The sequence below is a fragment of the Nostoc sp. genome (genome assembly GCF_036917775.1).
Classification (GTDB): Bacteria; Cyanobacteriota; Cyanobacteriia; order Cyanobacteriales; family Nostocaceae; genus Nostoc.
The window spans coordinates 25168-43911 of record NZ_JBALEQ010000021.1 but is presented as its reverse complement, the minus strand read 5'-3'; the positions used below and the strand labels follow the sequence as shown (position 1 = coordinate 43911).

At 41.3% G+C, this 18744-nt stretch carries 14 protein-coding genes; 3 read left to right on the top strand and 11 right to left on the bottom strand.

Annotation, left to right across the window (positions count from 1 at the left end; all coding sequences use genetic code 11):
- Positions 1–273: 273 nt before the first annotated feature.
- Positions 274–1428, bottom strand: coding sequence for a pyridoxal-phosphate-dependent aminotransferase family protein (locus tag V7K69_RS02970; RefSeq protein ID WP_335031286.1), 1155 nt, complete (start codon positions 1426–1428; stop codon positions 274–276).
- Positions 1429–2991: 1563 nt separating this feature from the next.
- Complete coding sequence (gene leuS, locus V7K69_RS02965) at positions 2992–5610, bottom strand: leucine--tRNA ligase (protein ID WP_335031284.1); 2619 nt, start codon at positions 5608–5610, stop codon at positions 2992–2994.
- 170 nt (positions 5611–5780) lie between these two features.
- Here leuS and V7K69_RS02960 point away from each other — a divergent pair, with 170 nt between their 5' ends.
- Entirely contained in the window at positions 5781–6236 is a 456-nt protein-coding gene (locus tag V7K69_RS02960) for a gamma-glutamylcyclotransferase family protein (protein ID WP_335031282.1), read from the top strand.
- A 16-nt stretch (positions 6237–6252) separates the two neighbouring features.
- Here V7K69_RS02960 and V7K69_RS02955 read toward each other — a convergent pair whose 3' ends face one another.
- The 3 genes from V7K69_RS02955 to V7K69_RS02945 form a co-directional block, all read right to left on the bottom strand.
- Positions 6253–6867: an anti-sigma factor family protein gene (locus V7K69_RS02955; RefSeq protein WP_335031280.1), complete on the bottom strand. Its 615-nt coding sequence runs from the start codon at positions 6865–6867 to the stop codon at positions 6253–6255.
- Between the two features lie 157 nt (positions 6868–7024).
- The gene (locus tag V7K69_RS02950; RefSeq protein WP_335031278.1) at positions 7025–7681 is read right to left on the bottom strand and encodes a sigma-70 family RNA polymerase sigma factor; all 657 of its coding nucleotides are present in this window, start codon (positions 7679–7681) and stop codon (positions 7025–7027) included.
- Positions 7682–8050: 369 nt separating this feature from the next.
- Positions 8051–8203 carry a hypothetical protein gene (locus tag V7K69_RS02945; protein ID WP_335031276.1) on the bottom strand — a complete coding sequence of 51 codons (153 nt, stop codon included), beginning with the start codon at positions 8201–8203 and terminating at the stop codon, positions 8051–8053.
- A 666-nt stretch (positions 8204–8869) separates the two neighbouring features.
- Here V7K69_RS02945 and V7K69_RS32865 point away from each other — a divergent pair.
- Positions 8870–9532, top strand: coding sequence for a L,D-transpeptidase (locus V7K69_RS32865; RefSeq protein WP_442936112.1), 663 nt, complete (start codon positions 8870–8872; stop codon positions 9530–9532).
- Between the two features lie 73 nt (positions 9533–9605).
- Here V7K69_RS32865 and V7K69_RS02935 read toward each other — a convergent pair whose 3' ends face one another.
- The 6 genes from V7K69_RS02935 to V7K69_RS02910 all read right to left on the bottom strand — a co-directional run bounded on the left by V7K69_RS02935 (position 9606) and on the right by V7K69_RS02910 (position 16495).
- Complete coding sequence (locus V7K69_RS02935) at positions 9606–10145, bottom strand: late competence development ComFB family protein (protein WP_041565537.1); 540 nt, start codon at positions 10143–10145, stop codon at positions 9606–9608.
- A 120-nt stretch (positions 10146–10265) separates the two neighbouring features.
- Entirely contained in the window at positions 10266–11207 is a 942-nt protein-coding gene (locus tag V7K69_RS02930) for a M23 family metallopeptidase (protein WP_335031272.1), read from the bottom strand.
- Between the two features lie 666 nt (positions 11208–11873).
- The gene (locus tag V7K69_RS02925; RefSeq protein ID WP_335031270.1) at positions 11874–12572 is read right to left on the bottom strand and encodes a DevA family ABC transporter ATP-binding protein; all 699 of its coding nucleotides are present in this window, start codon (positions 12570–12572) and stop codon (positions 11874–11876) included.
- An 88-nt stretch (positions 12573–12660) separates the two neighbouring features.
- Positions 12661–13833 carry an ABC transporter permease DevC gene (gene devC, locus V7K69_RS02920; protein ID WP_335031268.1) on the bottom strand — a complete coding sequence of 391 codons (1173 nt, stop codon included), beginning with the start codon at positions 13831–13833 and terminating at the stop codon, positions 12661–12663.
- Positions 13834–13959: 126 nt separating this feature from the next.
- Complete coding sequence (locus tag V7K69_RS02915; protein WP_335031265.1) at positions 13960–15159, bottom strand: ABC exporter membrane fusion protein; 1200 nt, start codon at positions 15157–15159, stop codon at positions 13960–13962.
- A gap of 661 nt (positions 15160–15820) precedes the next feature.
- Positions 15821–16495: a HupE/UreJ family protein gene (locus V7K69_RS02910; protein ID WP_335031263.1), complete on the bottom strand. Its 675-nt coding sequence runs from the start codon at positions 16493–16495 to the stop codon at positions 15821–15823.
- A gap of 389 nt (positions 16496–16884) precedes the next feature.
- On the opposite strand from V7K69_RS02910, the gene V7K69_RS02905 reads away from it, so the two are divergent.
- Complete coding sequence (locus V7K69_RS02905) at positions 16885–18693, top strand: endonuclease (RefSeq protein WP_335031262.1); 1809 nt, start codon at positions 16885–16887, stop codon at positions 18691–18693.
- Positions 18694–18744 lie beyond the last annotated feature (51 nt).

Genomic DNA, 18744 nt, shown 5'->3' with positions numbered 1-18744 from the left:
CAATACTATTTATGCAAATCCTGGATCGTACTAAGTTGCCATTAGTATTGTTTAGGTGTTAAAAAAGCTGTGTGACTGTCTCCGAAGCAAATAATACTATCTAGGTCAAGTTGGTATCATTTAAGAGAATAAAAGTATGTCACATCAACTTTACCTTGCACAAAGGTTGATATATAGGTTTATAAACTCTGGTAGTTTCTACTTATTTATATACAATAAATCAAAAGAGCGAGTTAATAATTTAACTCGCTCTTTTGATTTAGTGCTGAGTAATTAGGATTGACTAAATACTCTAACTGCTGCTGCTATACCAGATCCAGGGGTGAAATCTTCGTACCCAAGTTCTGTTAGGGTAACTTCTAAAGATGCTATACAGCTAAGGATATCGCGATCGCTCACAAAGCCCAAGTGACCAATGCGGAAAATCTTATTACTCAAATGGTCTTGACCACCTGCAAGGGCAATATCAAAGCGTTTTTTCATCAATGACCGAATCTTATCCGATTCAATTCCCTGTGGTGCTACAGCCGTAATTGCCGGACTAGCGGAACTATCTGCTGCAAATAGGGGTAAATTCAACCCTTGAATGGCGGCGCGGGTAGCATTTTTCAGCCGTTCATGTCGAGCAAATATTGACTCTAATCCTTCCTCTTTCATCATTCGCAACGTGGTGTGTAACGCTACGATCAAGTTCACGGGTGGAGTAAAGGGAGTTGTATTTTTGGCTGTGGCTTTGCGATATTTGCCTAAATCCAAATAAAATTTCGGTAGCTTCGCAGTTTTGTAAGCTTCCCAAGCCTTGGGACTGACAGAGACAAAACCCAATCCCGGCGGAATCATATAACCTTTTTGAGAACCGGAGGCGACTATATCCAAACCCCAAGTATCCACGGGTAGATTGAACGCACCCAAGCTTGTGACGGCATCAACGATAATTAAAGCTTCACCGTGTTCTTTGACATGGCGGTTGATGCTTTCTAAGTCATTCAACACACCTGTCGAGGTTTCACTGTGGGTAATGATTACAGCTTTAATTTGCTTTTGAGTATCTGCTTGGAGTTTTTCGGCAAATACTGCTGGGTCTAGGGGTTTTCCCCATTCCACCTTAACTTCTTCTACATTCAAACCATAGGCTTGACCAACTTCTACCCAGCGTTCGCCAAATTTACCATTAGAGCCAACTAAGATGCGATCGCCTGGAGAGAGAAAATTAATTATTCCAGCTTCTACAGCACCCGTACCACTGACATTCAGTGTCAGCACATCACTTTGAGTTTGGTGCAACCACTTCAGGTTTTCCGTCACCTCTGCCAAGATGTTGCTAAATTCACTGGTACGGTGCCCAATTGGATGCTTGGCTAATGCCAGTAAAGCAGCTTCTGGCACCGGGGTTGGGCCTGGAATCATTAGCATCAGCTTATCGTTCATGTGTCTATCCTAAAAGTCAAATAAAAGTCAAAATTGTGGGAAATTGGTTTAGTCTGGTAGCAAATTTTAGATATTCATCTACAAATTACACTCAGATCGCCACCAGTCTTGTTGTATATTTTCCAAATCCATAGGAAAAGTATCGTGGGAGTTAATGATCGGTCAGCTTGACCTTCGCAATTTCTACGAGACTCCAACTCAAATAAAACCTCTGTTCCAGGCAATCTTACCATACACTTAGACACCAGGTTAAGGCGTGTGCTAGTAGGGGAGTAGCTAAAATAGCTAAGGCTGAAGTGTCCATTTAAGCTCTCATAATTTTAGGTATAGATATTATAAATTCTTAAATCTTCCCCATCATCGGCCTGAGTTGTTTTGATAGAAATATGCGAAATCGATTTAAATTTCGTGGAAATCGTCGGTGAAAAAGCTGTGTTTTGCTTCAACGAAGGAAGTAACCGCCTACACTATGCGGAAGAGTTAGATGTCATAGTTTGCTAAGAGATAAAAGATACCCAACCAAAAGTTTTCAATCTCCTTAGACAGAAGATTTGTTCTTTGGTTGCCATTCTCTAATGAATATTTATCTATTGAAGAAGTGATGATTTGTTGCAGTCTAAATCGCTTTCATGCGGATATATAAACCATCTCAGGCTTACTTGATGGGGATTTTTCACTGATACTTTCCAATTTATTTGCTGCTAAATTTGAGCGATTTATGCGGCTAATTGCTGCACATTTTGAAGCTTTACTCAAAAGCAGGCGATGCCTATGCCTACGCTAATCAACTATAAGTTTTTATACTATACTTACAAACTTGCTACAATTGTGCTTAGTTTCGTTAGCTACCATTCATGGTGAGTCGTTTTTAACTAGTGTTCAGTTCATAAACTGTCACTCACCAGATCCCCGATTTTCTTGTAAAAGAGATATTCTTAGTTAGTGCAAGGAGTGATACCATTTCACCAAATGTTTGTCACAAGTTATCCCCGCAATACTCCCTAATAAGGGGGTGTTGCAGATTTCAAATGTTGCATCAAACAAGTGAGTTGGTATAAGCTTTTACGGGAAAGCGCTTGAGTGAGCAAAACTCTCAAGCGCTTTTTCGTGTATAAATAAAACAGTTTAACTATTTGAACGATAATTATAGATGTTTTTAAATACACACATACCAGAAAAAGAGACTACTGTTACAATATTTTTTGCAACAGATTCTTGATGGTTTTAACATCTGTGCATTCCATCAAAATCTTTTTAAGTGACTGGACGTACCACACGAATTAGTTTTCCTTGCAACACTTGTTCTGCTGTCATAGCCAACTGTACAGCCTGCAATTTTTCACGCTTGTCTGAGAGCAAGAAGTTGTTGTTCTAACTCTTTAAGTATCATGAATGTAAATCCTTTGATGTTTTGTCAGGCTACATTTACAATTTGATCGATTGCCAAGTACAACATTTAATTAATTTGTAGCAAATTCTCTGCGTACCTCTGCGCTTCCCTTTGCGCTACTTTGCCTTTAAATTTAAACCCTTAATTCGCCACGATTTTACGTAAAACTGTACTTAACTGACTACAAAATTCACCAACTTTCCAGGCACTACAATTACCTTTTTAATCTCTTTGCCTTCGATGTAACGCTGGGCAATTTCTGATTCACGGGCGTATTTCTCCAACGCTGCTTTATCTGCTTGTGCTGGTACTTGAATCGCGCCGCGAGTTTTGCCCATAACTTGAATCACTAAAGTGATTTCATCAGCTACCAAAGCAGCAGGGTCAAATGACGGCCAAGTTTGAGTGTGAACAGAATCACTTTCATCCAACAAATGCCACAATTCATCAGCAATATGTGGTGCAAAGGGTGCGAGTAACATCACCAAAGTCCGAATACCTTCTGCGTAAATTGGTGAATTTTTGTCGGCATCACTTAGGGCATTACTCAACTTCATCAATTCGGAAATAGCTGTGTTGAATTGATATTCGTCTTCCACATCTTCTGTCACCGCTTGAATAGCCGTGTGAATCGCCCGCCGCAATTCTTTTTCAGCCTTAGTTAAATCAGAGAGTTGAGCTTTTTTACGGGATACCCCAGCAGTAATATAATCCGTCACCAAACGCCAAACCCGATTTAAAAAGCGGAATTGTCCTTCCACATCGGCTTCATCCCATTCCAAGTCTTTTTCTGGTGGTGCTTTGAACAAGATGAACATCCTTGCTGTGTCTATACCATATTTGGAAATTACATCTTCTGGCGCGACACCGTTGCCCTTTGATTTAGACATGGTGGCGTAGAGACGTTGCAAAGGTTCGCCTGTCTGAGGGTCACGAGGGTCAGCAGAATTGACCAGATTAGAAGGAATCCATTTATCCTTACCGCCCTTATTGGGATTTAGGTAAGTTAAACCCTGTACCATCCCTTGAGTTAACAGACGTTGGAAGGGTTCATCAAAATTCAGTAATCCTCTATCTCGCAGAACCTTAGTGACGAACCGCGAATACAACAAATGTAAAATCGCGTGTTCAATTCCACCTACATACTGATTAACTGGCATCCAGTCATTAACTTTACGGGAATCGAAAACCTGTTGTTCATTTTTAGCGTCAGGGAAGCGCAAGAAATACCACGAGGAATCAATAAAAGTGTCCATCGTGTCGGTTTCCCGCTTCGCTGGAGTTCCGCAAGTTGGACAAGGTACATTTACCCAGCTTTCTAACTGAGTTAAAGGTGAACCCCCACGTCCAGTAAATTCCACTTCTTCTGGCAACTGGACTGGCAAATCTTTGTCAGGTACTGGCACTATTCCACAGTTGGGACAGTGAATTACAGGTATCGGTGCGCCCCAGTAACGCTGCCGGGAAATTAACCAATCCCGCAAGCGATATTGCACCCGTACTTTACCAAAACCTTGTTTTTCGGCGTATTCAATTATGGCTTGTTTAGCATCTGTGGAACTTATACCAGTAAAAGCCCCAGAATTAATTAAAATTCCTGGTTCAGTGTATGCCTGCTTATAGTCAACTTCCACAAGTTGTGTGACTCCATCAATCTCTGATGTTGGAGTTAAGTCAAAACCTGCAACATCATCTGGGGAAGCGATGACAAAATTAATTGGTAAATCATAATTTTTAGCAAACTTAAAATCTCGAACATCGTGTGCAGGTACACCCATCACTGCCCCAGTACCATACTCATACAGTACATAGTCAGCAATCCAAATAGGCACTTCTTCCCCTGTAAACGGGTTAATTGCCACCCCACCGGTGGGGATACCCCGCTTAGGTTTGTCTTCAGAAGTACGTTCCAACTCACTTTGATTAGAAACCTCTTTAATAAAGACTTCTACCGCCGCTTGTTGTTCTTTTGTGGTGACACTTTTTGTTAAGGGATGTTCCGGTGCTAATACTAGATAACTGACACCATAAACGGTATCTGGGCGCGTGGTATACACGGCAATTTTTTCATCTATCCCGATAATGGGAAATTCTAAATAAGCGCCTGTGGATTTACCAATCCAGTTTGCCTGCATCAATTTGACCCGTTCCGGCCAACCTATCAACTTATCTAAGTCATTGAGTAATTCTTCGGCGTAGTCAGTAATCTTAAAAAACCACTGCCGCAACAATTTGCGCTCAACTATTGCGCCACTGCGCCAGGAACGTCCTTCGTTATCAACTTGCTCATTTGCTAATACAGTTTGGTCAATGGGGTCCCAGTTTACGGCTGCTTCTTTTTGGTAAGCTAACCCTGCTTGCAAAAATTGCAAGAAAATCCATTGCGTCCACTTGTAATAATCTGGTGAACAAGTAGCTAGTTCACATTCCCAATCAATTGATAAACCAAGACGCTGCAACTGCTGCCGCATCTGGGCAATATTCTGATAAGTCCACTTTGCTGGCGGTACACCACGGTCAATGGCGGCATTTTCTGCTGGCAAGCCAAAGGCATCCCAACCCATTGGGTGTATTACCCGATACCCTTGCATTCGCTTGAGACGGGCAATCACGTCAGTAATGGTATAATTACGGACGTGACCCATGTGTAGGCTGCCCGATGGATAAGGGAACATGGATAAAGCGTAGAATTTTGGCTTGTTGCTAGCTGAAGGTGTTTTATCTAAGCCAAGTTCTAACCATGTTTTCTGCCATTTTTCCTCAATCGCTGCGGGGTTATATCGGGAATCCACCAAAAATTCTCCTAATGGGTCTGTCGTAGGTTAACCTTTTATGTCAACCTCTTAGGTTAACCTATATTGTAGGTCAACTAATCACAGATTTATATAATTGAGCATCAGCCAAATTATGCCTGAGCTGCTAGTGTTTCAGGTATGGCAAGAATCATTTGATGAAGGTTTAGATGGTTGAATCAAATATAAAATTTTCTGATTTGGTGCGGGTTTTTGTCTACGGCACACTCAAACCATGTGAAGCTAACTATAAAAAATACTGTGCTGGCAAAGTAGTTGATGTCAAAAGAGCTTTTGTAGAAGGTAAATTATTTGCTTTGCCAATGGGCTACCCAGCAATGACGCTGGGGAATAGCAAAGTTTACGGATATTTACTTTCTTTTCCCAACCCAAGAATTTTAAATGAGCTAGATGTGCTGGAAAATTACCAGCCAACTAAACAACCACCAGAAAACCTCTATAATCGGCAAATTATCGAGGTTTATGAACCACAGTCGCTCTCTTATAGTTGGGCTTGGGTTTATTTAATGACTCTAGAGCAAGTTGCCCAATTAGGAGGATTACTCCAACCTGACGGCTGGTGGAGTGGCTGTGGTTTAACCGCAAAGCACAATTACGAGCTGTGAACCGTTAACTTTGCAATTAGTTTATATCCTGTTTGGAGTCGTGCCGTTGTGGTTGAACCGGATAAATTGGATTTTCTGGAGAAGCTACTGCTGCTTTCGGAATTTCAATTACCGGGTTATTTAGTCCCACCATCAGAGGAGAAGGTGGAATTATAGACGCTGAGGATGTTTGAATCGGTTCTTTTTGTGGTCGTTGCGCCAGTTGCGGCACATTCAAACCACCAGCTACTAAGCTAGATACTGCACCGATTACGCAAGCTGCAACAGCTGCACCTCCCGCCATCCAGTTTAAACGGGAACGGCGGCGCAAACGTGTGAATACTTGCTGAACTGTTGCTTCTGATGACTCTTGGGGTGTGGGCACTGGGAGAGTCCGCAAGCCTTGGCGCAGCTTTAACAGTCGGGCATACAAGCATTGAACCGAGGCATCATTTGCCAGCCATTCTTCTACTTGCCTGCGTTCTATAGCTGTGACTTCACCATCAAGGTAAGCACTCAATAACTCGAAGCGATCGCGCTTCACCATATCTATAAGACCCGTTGATTCATTGGTATGCTTGGCCATTCCATCTGACAAATTTTGAGGAAGTTGCAAAGAAGAACGGTCGTAAAACTGAGAATCAGTAGTCATCTTAACATTATTACCAATTCATACACGGGTAAACTGGGCGTAAATTTCGGGAAAATTAGCCATTTTTCCTTCTTCGGACGTAAGCTATCTACGTCTTTATGGTAATTCTTAATCTATGCTTAAATTCTGTCATTGGGCAGAGGCAAGATACTGTAAATTAGGAGTCTAGATAATTTTGCAAGTGGGCTTGCAGCCTCGATCTAGCTCTGGCTATTCTTGACTTCACAGTTCCTAAAGAAACTCCAGTGATTTCAGCAATTTCTTCATAAGCCATACCCTCGATTTCTCTCAGGACAATGGTAGTACGAAAAACTTCTGGTAAATCCGCGATCGCTTCCCGCAATTGCTCGTAAAATTCTCTCGTTGTCAGTTCTTCTTCAGGCCCGGGAGTATCGCCAGCGATTTCCCAATCCATCTCACCGTCCTCTAACGAGCGGGGAGCATCCAGTGATAAAGGACTAACAACCCGCTTGCGTTTCCGTAACTCATCGTAAAACAAGTTGGTGGCAATGCGGCTTAACCAGCCCCGAAATTTAGCAGGCTCTTGTAATCGGTTAATATTCCGATACACTCGAATCCAAACTTCTTGAGCTAAATCGGCTCTGTCAGACCAATCTGGAGCTAGGTGGTAGAGAACTCTATCAACCTGACTTTGATAGCGGCGTAATAATTCTGAAAACGCAACACGATCTGGCCGCAGTCCCACTTGACAGCGCAAAATTAAATCGTGGTTAGGGAGTTTGTCAACTTGCACTGATGCTTCTGGATACTTTGCATCAACCGTTGACCAGGATACAGTAATCGACTGACTCATAGATCGTACTGGCTCTAAATCATCCCTATCTATTAGACCTGCTAATGGGACAGAAGTTCCATACTAAGGTGACGGATTTATGACTGGAACACGGAGGCAGACAATTTTGGATACATTTATAGCAATAAGGTGAGCCACTTTTTCCTTATACTGCTCGCATAGTTGCTCTTACACCCATCAACTCACGAAAACGCAGCAATATGCACATTTTAGTACTTTTAGCAACTGGGTATATACGCTTGATAAAAATAATTAAATCTGGTTATTAAGGATGAAGAGAAAAATTTTGTAATTCTAACTTCTTGATACCTTTAAAATTCAGGTAATAATTTCTGGGAGTTGGGTTGCTGTAGTTACTATAATGGTGATTTATTTTTTTGATTTTGTTACCAGAATAGTTGCTGATTGTTCTAGTTGTGACCCGTAGGTAGCACCAGAGTTATGTTGCTCTGGTACACGAATTTGAAAAAATAAATTGAGGGAAAATGTAATTGTGACTGCTAGCAATAGTTTTTCAAACATGGTTTTTCTCCCACCGACACCACTAATCATTGATTGCTACATTGCAAAAGTTCCGCCAGAAAGTCTAAGTATTGGCTTGCAACCCCCTGAACTTTGGAGGAATGAGATTGGTCACTTGAAGTTTTGCTGCTGGGACAATTTGCATAGTCTTAGTTTGCCCAGAGGTGTTGGCAGATTTATAACGGAAATGATAAGTATTGATAAATTTTTGATAATCGGATGATGAACACATCCAATTTCTCGGCTGGATATGTCAGGGACAAACAATAGGCGATGGCAATGGTAAGAAACGAATCTGTAGGGCGGATGGTAATGTTGCTCTGTTTTGGCACAGCATTTTTATCTTTGGCTGTCCATTGGCGCATTACTACAGCACAACGGCAGTCTGATAAGTCTGCATCTACTTTGATGCGGCGAGATTCTACCCTAACCAATCCCAAGGGAAGCCGCTCAGAGGGAGTTTACAAGAATCTGTCACAAGTGAGTTTAGGAGAAATTGCGCTGGGTGCATCTGTGCCACCTGCTGAAGTTGCCCAAGGCTCAAGTGTTCAGAGGGCAGTTACACCACAGTCCTCTGCTATTAAGACTCGAACTAAGTCGAAAATAATTAAGAAGAATGTAGCTAAAGCAACGACTCGCAAGGCTTCTATACTCAAATATTCTGCGATTAAGTCTGAAACTAAGTCGAAAATAATTAAGAAGAATGTAGCTAAAGCAACGACTGGCAGGGCTTCTACACCAAAATCTTCTACTATTAAGCCTCAAACTCAGCCAAAAACAATTAGAAATAATGTAGCTCAAGCAACTGAACTACCAATTAAGATGCAGCTGGTGGCGCAAGCCGAAAGACAAAATCCAGTTGCGGATAGTTGGCCAAAAGGTTTATGGTCTAAGGCTTCAGCCCAACAAGCACCATCTGCATCTGATAGTCTGGCAGATGGCAAGACGCAAGTGGTAGTTGATTTAAGCGATCGCCGCACTTACGTATATGCAGGAGATGAGGTAATAGCTAGCTACCCAATCGCTGTAGGTAAGAAAGGTTGGGAAACGCCTACAGGTTCTTTCCAGGTGATCCACATGCGACACTATCCAATCTGGCGGCACCCAATTACAGGCAAAGTATTTCAAGCTGGTACGGATAGTCCCTTGGGAGACAGATGGATTGGTTTTTGGTCAGATGGACGCAATGAAATTGGCTTTCATGGTACGCCGGACATTGACCTAGTAGGAACAGCTGTATCCCACGGTTGTTTAAGAATGCGTAATTCTGATGTCAGAATGCTTTATGAGCAAGTGAGTATAGGGACAACAGTACTGGTACGTAATTAATTCAAAGAGTCATTTGTCATTAGTCCTTGTCCTTTGTCTAAAACAAATGACAAATGACCAATGACTATTGAAATTATAATTTTTGCTCAAAATTAGGTGCATAAGTCTGGAGTAATGCACTAACTTGGCGGACAACCTCATTACCAGTGTTTTTGCCCAAGGCTTGCCGTTCTGGGAAGAAATTGGGTCGATCTAGGTAACGATTAATCGCTTCACTCACTTGTTGAGAAATTAATTCTTGCAGTTCTGCCTGAGCCGTTTGGCGCTGGAAGCTAGCACCCTCTTCTGTAGTAGCATACAAAGGTGGTAGTCGATTGAGAGCGTAAGCCGCAATATCTCCGACATCTAGAGAACTTTCGCTGGTGGCTTCAATTTCTGCGACTCTGGCGATCGCTTCTGTCAGCACCAATTCTTCCATGACGTTAATGAATTGTTTGCGAGGTACCGCCACTACCTCACCAGTCAATAACGCTCCCATGAGCCGATCCAGGGCCATGTACTCTTCAATTGAGAGTTCCGAGGCGTTATCACAGATTCTACCGACTTCTGCTTCCATTGCTGGTGTTAAATAACCATCCTGGAGAGCTTGTTCTACAATTTTTTCGATACTCATAACACTTATCATCATTTATGTTAGCCAAGCAAGGTAGGGACGGTATCAATCCAATTGATTTTGCTTTATCTTCAGCAAAAAAAACACAAATTATGCACAGACGCGATTATTCCGCCTCTACTAATTAACGACCTTAGTTCGCCAAGGTGTTGGATCAACAGATTGTCCGTTGACATACAGACCCCAGTGCAAATGTGGCCCCGTGGCAGCACCTGTTGAACCAACTGCGCCAATTACTTGACCAGCTTTTACAAGATCACCTTCTTTAACGTTAATACGACTCAGGTGCATGAAAATACTGGTGACTCCTTGACCGTGGTCAATGCCAACTACGTTACCGTGTATCCGAAACCCTTGGGATACCCTACCTACCAAAGCAACTCGCCCAGGGGCTGGGGCAATTACCGGAGACCCGGCAGCACCAGCGTAGTCAAGACCACGATGATAGTAGTCCTTTGCAAATGTACCATTATAGTAGCGACGTACACCATAGTTTGTACTCATTCGCCCTGCATTTGGCTTCAAAAATACCCCATTCCAATACTTTTCTGGTGTTTGTAGTGCCTTGAAAGCCGCTACACGCTTAAGTTCATATTCTGTGGCATCCACTCCGGCTTTGCCAGGTGGCAAAGTAATACGTTGTACGGGGAATTTGCGATTCAGCACATTCACAGCTAAGTTTTGTACTTGACCATCCCCTGCAACTTTAAGTGTTCTAGTTCCAGCTTTTTCAAGTGGAGTTGTAGGAACAAAAGCCCGGTACTGATTAGGGGCAATTTGAAAGGCTGGGTATGTATTATTACCAGTTGCTACTGTTGGATTTGTACCATTCTCAGGATTAGGATTATTTAGATTAATCTCTATCGAGAGTGTATCCCCTAATTTAGGACTAGCTGGAGTCACCTTTACTTGTAAAGCATCTACAGGCAATGCCAAGGTGATAGGGAGAACAGCAAATATTCCCTTCAACACATTTATTGCAAGGCGATTGGCTGTCAAACTTTTGACATCAAAGCCGAGCAACTTGTTGTTTGAACTACTAGCACTATTCTCAATAATCATAGAGCTACAAAAATTCCTTGCTTGTTTTGGAAAATAGACTAGCTTATTTTTACTCGTGTTTCCTCTTTGACGTAGATGTTTTTGAAACCCTCTAGAGACTTATAGGCATCAGAGTTACATCAGGTAGGAGATAAGAGAAAATGATTTGTAACTGTAATTTAGTTAGTTGGCATTAACTTTATGTATTACATTGACATTGGTAATGATCTTAAAATTTAACTAGATTGACGGCAAAGACTTTATAGTTGTTTGCCAAGGTATCATTATATTAGGCAAAAAAAGAAACCCCTTGTGATTATACCCATTACATAATAATACTTGAAGAAAATCTTGGAATCAACTGGACACTTGTTCAACTGGACACTCGTACTATATTGCTAAGTTAAAATTGGTGTAAGTAAATAACGCAAACCAGGTAAATCAAAGGCAAAGTATTAGAAATATTTAATTTGAAAAGCTAGGTTAGGCAAGAGACCTAACCCATAATACTTTTTAGTAAAATATAGTGTGAAATTATATTATTTTTAATTTATCTAATTCTTAATTACCGTTTATACACTAATAACAGATATTATTATTTTTAATATAAGGTATAAAACAACAGTGATTTTACTTAAATTGTTCTAGTTTCAATTTCTGAGCTTGAGGAATGAAAGCTGATTAAGTTTAGGTTGAGAGCGTTAATTCTGACTTGAGCTTACCATCTTCCATATCAACGATGCGATCGGCAATGTCAAGGATGCGGTTGTCATGAGTAACCATCAAGATGGTACAGCTTTGTTCTTTTGCCAGTTTTTGCATAAGATTGACTATATCCCGACCCGATTGACTGTCAAGGGCGGCGGTGGGTTCATCTGCTAGGATTATTTGAGGATGACTAACTAAGGCGCGAGCGATCGCTACTCGTTGCTTTTGTCCTCCAGATAGTTTTTCAGGATAGTAATGTAAATGATTTCCTAATCCTACCTGCTCTAACATCTGGGCTGACCTAGCTAGCATATTTTTTAACCCAAGATATTTGTGTAATTCCAAAGCTATTTTGACGTTTTGGAGTGCCGTTAAACTCCCATGTAAGTTATGTGCTTGGAAAATATAACCGTTATGCCGTCGCGCTTGTACTAATTGTTCAGCACTAGCACCACAAAGTTCTCGCCCCAAAACCTGCAAACTACCAGATTGAGCAGAACGCAATCCACCAACTAAGGTTAGCAAGGTAGTCTTTCCAGAACCAGATGGCCCAGTCATAATAATAATTTCACCGGCGTTAATCTCTAAATTGATATTAGATAAAACTTGCTTGCGGAGGGAACTGTTACCAAAGTGGTGGTCGAGATTTTTAATAGAGATCACAGGTTGAATAGTCATAAATGGCTCGATTACTTGTGACGATCGTCATTAGTCATTAGTCATTTGCAAAGGACAAATGACTAATGACTAATGACAAATGACAAATTTAGAACATATCAGCAGGATCGGTGGCTTGAAGTTTACGAGTGGCAATCGCACCGGAAATTGTACACATAATGATAGTCAGCACTAATACCTGCAATGCCCGAATCGCAGTCATGTACATGGGTAAATTTGTGGCACTGCGAGTCAGTTGGTAAAGTGCTAAGGACACTCCCAATCCGGGGAGGAAGCCTAGTGCTGCTAATATCAACGATTCTTCAAGCACCACACCCAGCAGGTAGTAATTGCGATATCCCATTGCTTTAAAGGTGGCGTATTCCCGAACATGGGCATTTACATCGGTGGAAAGGACTTGATAGACGATAATCACGCCCACCACAAAGCCCATTGATACACCCAGGCTGAAAATAAAGCCAATTGGGGAATTTGTTCTCCAAAAGTTGTTCTCAAATTCAATAAATTCGGCGTGGGTTAAGACTCTGACATCATCTCTTAGGTAGGCTTTCAAGCTTGCTGCTACTTTTTTCGGGTCATAGCCTGGTTTTACCTGAATCAAACCTAGACTGATACTACTTGACTGTCGCCCAGAAAATAGCCGTAAAAAGTTTTGATCACTAGTAATCAGATTGCCATCAGAACCAAAGGAAGCCCCGACTTGAAATAAGCCACTAATGGTAATTGTGCGCCGTTCTATTTCGGTGGTTAGGGTTTTACCTTGGTCAATTTGAGCGATCGCTTTTTGATAATCTCCTCTTGCACCACGATCAAACAAAACGGTATCGGGTAGCTTAATTGCCTGCAATTGCTGGTTAACATCCGGTAAGTCAAAGGCTGGCCTATCTGGATTAAACCCGATAACTAACACCCCCGTCTCACGATGTGTTTGAGGATTTTTCCAGATTGTGTTGTTGAAATACATTGGTTCTGCCGACTTCACCCCTGGTATATCCATTGCTTGGTAAAGTCGCCGACGAGAAAATGTAGACAAGCTTGGCAGGTTACGGGCTTGGGGACTGGTTAAAACAATGTCTGCTTGCAAACTGCGATGTAGTCTGGTGTTACTGTCATACAGCGCAGTCTGAAAGCCAAGCTGCATGAACATGAGAAGATCCGCAAAGGCAATACCTGACAATGCCACAAAGAGGCGGCTTTTTTCATGGTTCAGTTGCAGCCATCCTAGAGGGGTTCGCCGTCGCAGTTGTTTGATCAATCCCATTATTAAGAGGCAGGGGGCAGGGGGAGCAGAGGGAGTGTGGGGAGTGTGGGGGGTAAGACTTCTTCCCCATCCTCCCACACCCCTTGGATTTCTCTCACTTGTGAGAAATCCAGGCTAATGCCCAATTCATAATTCAATTACTGCCTTAACTTGCATATTGGTTAAGCTGGCAGCTTTTTGACTGGAAACTTCATCTAGTCGGATATAAACTTCTACTACTCGGTTGTCGATATTGCTGACAGGATCTGTGTTAATGACATTTTGCCGTCGCACTTGCAAACCTTTGCGATCTACGATTCCCTGCAATTCAAGGGGGAGGTAATCACCAAATATTCTTACTTGTTGCCCTGAATGAACTTTGCCGATATCGCTTTCATAGACTTCGGCTATGACATACATTTGGCTAGTTTGTCCTATATCAGCAATGCCATCATTTGATACTAATTCGCCAGGATGGGTGTGGATCTCGAATACTTGTCCAATTTGGGGCGATCGCACTTCAGCCTGTTTTAGATTGATTTTTGCCAGATTCATGGCTGCTATAGCCCGATTAATTTCTGCTTGGGCAGCTTCTACATCTACTCCTCTTACCTCAGCAATTTCCTCAAGGGTTGCTGTGGCCTGTTTTACCTGTTGCTGGCTAGCTGATTGGGTACGATTTAACTGTGCTTGTGCTTCTTGCAGGCTTTTTTGGGCGGTTTCCAGGTTTAAACGCTTACTATCTCGTTGGGAGGTGGAAATTGCACCCTGTTGATATAGTTGCTGATAACGTTCGTCTTCTGCTTGGGCATTTTGCACTTCGGCTTGGAATCGCTCAATTGTCGCTGCTTGAGTATTAATATCACCTTGGCGTTCTGCTTTTAAGCGAGCGATCGCGGCTTTTTGGGCAGCAATTTCACCACGTTTAGCACCTGCTTGGGTGCGGTTTAGGTTTGCTTGTGCTACTTTTACCTGTTCCTGCGCCTCTTTTAATTCTGCCTGCAAGCGATCGCGGCTATTCAAAATTGCAATCAATTGTCCCGCTTTTACCCAATCCCCCTCCTTTACTAACAACTTTTCTACTCGGCTTCCTTCAGCAGATACCGCAGCAGAGAGTTTTATTACCTTTCCCTGTGGTTCAATTCGTCCTAAAGCTGTTACCGTTTTTAACTGTGGCAATTGTGCTGCTGGCACTTGTGTTTCTGGATTTGCATAATTTTGCCAGCGTTTTACTATATAAAAACTTATTCCGCCAACCAATAAAGATGCAATTATACCTATAGCAACAGATGGACGCAGAATAGACTTAGGGAACGTTCTGTACCCTAGTTTTGAGTTTCGCACCATAGATTACCTCTTAACTAGTGGCGCAGAAAAAACTAAATAGATTAAGTTTTTATCCTTAATTCTGTTAGTTATTGTTAATTTATCGATTCAAAGTTCATAAAAAATGAAAATTGTTGACAATTTATCAATCTGCTGCGATTTTCTGTATTACGATAATAAATCACTCTCCAGTATTAATACTATTTCACTTTCAGGTTGATACAAATAGCCATCAGGAGAGCAGGTTGAAAGAATTAGAGACAAATCATTTGTATCAGTGATTTCGTAAAATGGTATAAAAGCCTTATGTTAATAATGAGCTAGTTTTCTTTTTTGAAAGTACTTAGGTATAGTAAACGGTTTCCAAATTGCGGGTTGTAACAGTGCCAACAATCAGAGGCAAATTAAGCCAAAAAGAAATATTATTTGTCATGATAAATTAATAATCTTTAATTCCTAAAAAATCTCTTTAGATTTGATGTTTTTATAATTTTTTGTGATATATTTTCACTGTTAAAAGTTATTTTCATGAATAAATTCTGTTAGCATATTCGCAATTTATTCAGGTGTCACAAGCTTTTATTGAGATATAGCTTCTAAATATCTATCCACATAATAAGGGCGCACAGCTAAGTGTACACCCCCATAAATAAATGTATTCCACTGAATTGAAATATGTGATTTAGCTCATCGAATTGCTCAAAAACACGATGCCGATCGCACAGAAAGCGAAGCCAGCAATGCTAATTTTCCAGGGTAGAGTTCGGTTTATTTCTCCCATACCCATTGCACCACCAATTTCTCTGGCACTCATAGCAACCACAAACAGAGTCAATGTCATACCTACTATATAGGCAATTAGTGGGAGCATTCCTGCCCCAACAATAGAATCAGCAACAGTGTAACCCTGAAATAAACCAGCACTGATGCCCATCAGAGCAAGTACCACAAAGTTTGGTTGATTGGGCATCATCAGCATAGTACTAAAAACGATGGTAGAAATAGCGATGGCTATTTCTATACCTGGGAAATTTAGCTGGAATAGATGAATTACAATGCCCAAAATTGCTGCTAAGACAAAATATCCAGCGATCGCAGCGCCACGAACAAACATAGATGACAGTAAGCCAATAGCAACAATCCCCACTAAACAATCTAAGGCAATGACTGGATCTGCCAATCCCCAGAGAAAGCCTTCCCACGAAGTAGTGATGGTATGACTATCTGGCGTTCCACTCCATGAACTCAGTAAGCTAATTAAAATTAAAGCTGCGATCGCTCCAATATGGCGATCCATTAACCTCGATGTGTAAAATTCCTGTGAAGCACGGAATTCTGATAATTTCCTTTTGAACATCACTATATGCCAAATTAGTTTTTTCGGTAATTTATACTACCCACCTATCCCAAAAAACTAACGTGGTAATTACATTACCCTGTACTAGCTTCATAAAGTTATCCAAAGCTACGGTCATTGAAAAGTATAACGGTCTACGTAGGCACTGATATAGCCTCTTGTAGAGAACCCGTCACAGACATCGCTACCAATAATTAATTATCAATATTTGATATTAAACACGGTATCTAATAGACTGCAAATGTAGTAAGTAAATAGAGCCAATTTTTCTTGTATCCTGGTATTTTCTCTCAGGTAGAATGCTCACCTTTACTTAATTTAAAACTTCTCTTAATTGAAATCTATTCAAAAGAAGACTAATCTAGAAAATATCTTCATTGGAAGAGAGAATGAAATTCATCAAATTATTACTAGTTAGTACTGTTCTCATCTTCTTTGTGTGGATTAGTCCACTGCACGCTAGTCCAATAGCACAATTGCCAACTTCTTTACTTCCAGTTACCCAAAGGGAAACAACATCTCTAAAAAATTCCCAGGATGTATTGACTGTTGCAACTTTTAACGTCGAGAATTTAGACCCCCAAGATCGACGATTTGATGATATTGCCAAAATTATTCTGAATAATTTGAACGCACCAGATGTCATCAGTTTGGTTGAAGTTCAGGATAATAATGGGCCAACTAATGATGACGTTGTGAATGCCAATGAGACTTACCAAAAACTGATTGCTGCGCTCGAAAATATCGGTAGTCCAGCATACAATTTTGTGGATATTGCCCCCAGTGATGACCAAGATGGTGGAGAACCTGGAGGTAATATTCGTGTCGGTTTATTATTTCAACCCAGCCGGATAAATCTAGCAAAACTGCCTAAGAAAGGCGGTTCATTAGATGCTGTGGCTATTACTCAAGGTGCAAATGGTCTTGACCTTTCACTCAACCCAGGTCGAATTGATCCTACCAATAGTGCTTTTGAGGAAAGTCGTAAGCCACTGGCAGCAGAATTGATATTTAACGACCAAAAGCTGTTTATCATTGCTAATCACTTTGTTTCCAAGCTGGGAGGTTCTCCTAGCGATGTTAAACGAGTCAAGCAAGCCGAAATCGTTAATGAATTCGTAGGGAAAATATTAGAAGTTGACCCGCAAGCCAAAGTAATCGTACTAGGTGACTTAAACGATGTACCAGATTCCTTACCTCTGAAAACTTTACAGGGTAACATTCTTGAGAATCTGACGGCTCGTTTACCTGATAGCGATCGCTTTACTTTCAAATTCCGTGGAAATCCTCAACTTATTGACCATTTATTGGTCAGTGAAAATCTTTCCCGTGTTGCTCAACCAAAAATTGACATTGTGCATGTCAACGTTGGCTTTAGTAGACCTGTCAGCGACCACGATCCTGTAATTTCAGCGTTTACATTACCTACCAACCAGTCCACCTCTGACCCTATTCCTCCTGTTGTTCAACCTACTCCCACTCCTGTAAGTGATTCGGCAATTATATTGCCTCAATTATCCAAAGTTGCTCTAGTTGAAGAACTTGCTAAGAAGTATACGCCGAGCAAAACTTTGAACTACGATCGCGCAAGAGACGAAATGTTTAGCGTTATTGACAACCAAGCAGGTATTGTGACAGATATCTATGCCAGTTACCAAATTCGTCTAACTGGTAATGGCGATCCTAGTCAGGAAGCTGACAAATTAGGGCTGAATACTGAACACGTTTGGCCACAAAGTAAAGGGGCTGACAACGGTAATGCGCGAAGTGACCTTCACCATTTATTTCCTGCACGAGAAAATATTAATACTGAGCGAGGAAATAAACCCTTCGACGATATAGCCGACACCAGTACTAAAAAATGGTATCGAAATGATACTGTTCAATCTACAGTTCCTACTAGGGAAATTGACGAGTTTAGCGAATCATCATCTGCTAAATTTGAGCCTAGAGAGAAAGTAAAAGGGGATATAGCTAGGGCAATTTTCTACTTTTACACTATCTATCGAAATCAGGCCCAGAACGTAGACCGAAATTACTTTCAGAATCAGCGTCAGACTTTGTGTAAATGGAATCAGCAAGACCGACCTGATATTACTGAAATAGAACGCAGTCAAGCGATTGCCAAATTTCAAGGTAATGACAATCCATTCGTGCTAGATGTCACATTAGCTGAACGGGCATACTGTAATCCCTAAAGATTTGGGTAGCACAGTTGTGCTACCCAACAAACAATAAAATATGCTTTT